Origin of the sequence: Aeromicrobium sp., assembly GCF_014378035.1 — a bacterium.
Lineage (GTDB): Bacteria > Actinomycetota > Actinomycetes > Propionibacteriales > Nocardioidaceae > Aeromicrobium.
This window is the reverse complement of sequence record NZ_JACMOM010000287.1, coordinates 1-2,320: the sequence shown is the minus strand read 5'-3', so window position 1 is coordinate 2,320 and position 2,320 is coordinate 1. Positions and strand designations below refer to the sequence as shown.

Sequence of the window (2,320 nt, the reverse complement as noted above, 5' to 3'; positions counted from 1 at the left end):
CTGGTCGTGGAGTGCCGGTCGCCGAGCACCGCGAACTGGGCCAGACCCGCCGAGATGGCAGCGCTCAGGTCGCTCTCGCTGATGCCGGCAGGATTGTCGCGGTCGATGCCCAGGACCGTGCCGTGACCGGCGACCACCCGGGGAACTTCCCCGGCAGGTTCAAGGTCGGCGAGCGCGTCGGCGACAAGGTCGACCAGCGGTGCCTTGCTGAACCAAGGGGCCGCCACGATCTCGACGCCGTCCCCGGCCGGATGGACACCCGGTGTATCGAGCACGTGCACATGCTCCGGGCAGCCGTCGACGAACTCGCGCGAACGGTAGATCGAGGCGGCGTCGAGCGGGTCGTGGTTGCCGGGAAGCAACCACACGGGCACGGTGACCTCGCGCAGGGCGTCGAACGCACGCGCCACGACGGCGCGGTCGAGCTGGTTGGACTCGAAGACGTCGCCGCACACGAGGATGAACGCGGCGTCACGCTCGGCCGCGACGCGACCGATGCTGCGGATCGCGTCGATGCGAGCCTGGGCGAACCGGGGCCGCGCCTCGTCGCCAAGATAGTGCGCGGTCATCCCGAGCTGCCAGTCAGCCGTCGCCACGAATCGCATGGACATGACCGTATCCGCCGCCACCGTCAGTGTCTGCGACACCCGGCGCACGGTCGTGTCGTACGAGCCGCGCCGAGGCCGGCCCGCAAGGCATGGGGAGTCGCGCCGCGAACGGGTTCGGACCGACCTCTAGGCTGGACGCAATGTCACGACGCCGCGGTCCGCTCGCCGAGATCTCCTGGTTCCAGGTCGCTGCCAGCGTTCTGGCCTCGGTGACGGCTGCTTGGATCGCGTCCAGCCTCGGTGTTGCGGGGACGTTGATCGGCGCGGCGATGGGCAGCTTCGTCATCACCATCAGCACCGCGTTCTACGGCCGGACCCTCGACAAGGGGCGCACGCTGCTGGTCACGACCGCAGCCGGCACCGTCGTCCAGCAGCGCGTCGAGGACGGTGACATCGCCGAGGCAATCCAGGACGTCGAGGAGTCAGGCTCCCCCGCCGTCGGCGCCAAGGTCGTCGACGACAAGCCGGGCCGCCTGCGCTGGAAGCCCATCGTCATCACGACCGTCTCGGTGCTGGCGCTGTCGGTCGCGGCCATTGGGGCGTACGAGCTGGTGACAGACACCCCCTTCGGCTCCGACCCCGGCAACCCGCGCATCGGCAACCCGTTCGGCGGGCACCAGTCGACGCCGACACCGTCGGACACCCCCGCCACGACCGAGAACCCCACCGCGGACCCGTCCGCAACACCCACGACGGCCGCCCCGAGCCCCGCCCCGACTGCGACGACCCCGCCGCCCACCGTCCAGACACCCGAGCCCACGGCGACGCCGACATCTCCCACGCCCGGGGCGACCGGGGCGCCGTAGAGGCTCCGGAATGAACGACGTCCAGCTGACGTTGACGCGCACGACAACTGGAAGGAGGCCTCATGACCATCTACATGCCCCCTCACATCACTGATGAGAAGATCGAGGGGATGGAAGTCTTCGACGCCTTCCGCCTCGGTGAGGAGCTCCTCGACTCGCGGTTCCCGCGGGACGCCGCGCGCGTCCTTCGCAAGGTCGTCGACGCCGAGCCCGGCAACGGGGCCGGCTGGGAGCTGCTGGGTCGGGCGCACTTCGCTGCCGCCCAGCTGAAGCCCGCCGAGGAGGCGTTCACGCGCCTCGTCGCGCACGAGCCCACGAGCGCCTGGGCACACACTGCTCTCGGACTGACTCTCGACCGCCAGAGCCGTCACCGCGAGGGCACGGTTCACCACCGGATCGCCTCAGCGATGGGTGCGTCCCACCGCGACGCCACCAGGGTCGAGCTCGTCGACCGACCTAGTGGACAGATCGGCTGAGGACACTGCACCTGACGACACTGGACCCCAGCGGAACGTTCGACTCACTCGACCCCACGTGGGCGGCGGGAGTGGCAGCCATCGTGCTGGTGCTCCTGCCGCCCGTGTGGTCCGCGACGCGACACCTCGTAACCCTCGTCCACGAGGCCGGACACGCTGTCGTCGCAGTGCTGACCGGGCGCCGACTCAACGGCATCAGCCTGCACACCGACACATCCGGGCTGACGGTCTCCAGCGGCAAGCCTCGGGGGCCGGGGATGATCGCGACAGCGGCAGCGGGCTACCTCGCACCGTCAGCGCTGGGGCTGCTGTCGGTCGTGCTCGTGCAGCGCGGCCTCACCCCCGTGGCCCTGTACGTCGGGCTGGCCACGCTTGCGCTGATGCTGGTGTTCATCCGCAACTGGTTCGGCCTCGTCGTGGTCGGGCTCAG

At 70.2% G+C, this 2,320-nt stretch carries 4 protein-coding genes; 3 read left to right on the top strand and 1 reads right to left on the bottom strand.

Annotation, left to right across the window (positions count from 1 at the left end):
- Positions 1-605: metallophosphoesterase (locus H7290_RS14750; protein WP_290514776.1), on the bottom strand; the 605-nt coding region annotated here is incomplete at its 3' end.
- A gap of 143 nt (positions 606-748) precedes the next feature.
- Here H7290_RS14750 and H7290_RS14745 point away from each other — a divergent pair.
- From H7290_RS14745 to H7290_RS14735, 3 genes are all read left to right on the top strand, one after another.
- Positions 749-1,414: a hypothetical protein gene (locus tag H7290_RS14745; protein WP_290514775.1), complete on the top strand. Its 666-nt coding sequence runs from the start codon at positions 749-751 to the stop codon at positions 1,412-1,414.
- 62 nt (positions 1,415-1,476) lie between these two features.
- Complete coding sequence (locus H7290_RS14740; RefSeq protein WP_290514774.1) at positions 1,477-1,890, top strand: tetratricopeptide repeat protein; 414 nt, start codon at positions 1,477-1,479, stop codon at positions 1,888-1,890.
- 71 nt (positions 1,891-1,961) lie between these two features.
- On the top strand, positions 1,962-2,320 hold a 359-nt coding region (locus H7290_RS14735), incomplete at its 3' end, for a M50 family metallopeptidase (RefSeq protein WP_290514773.1).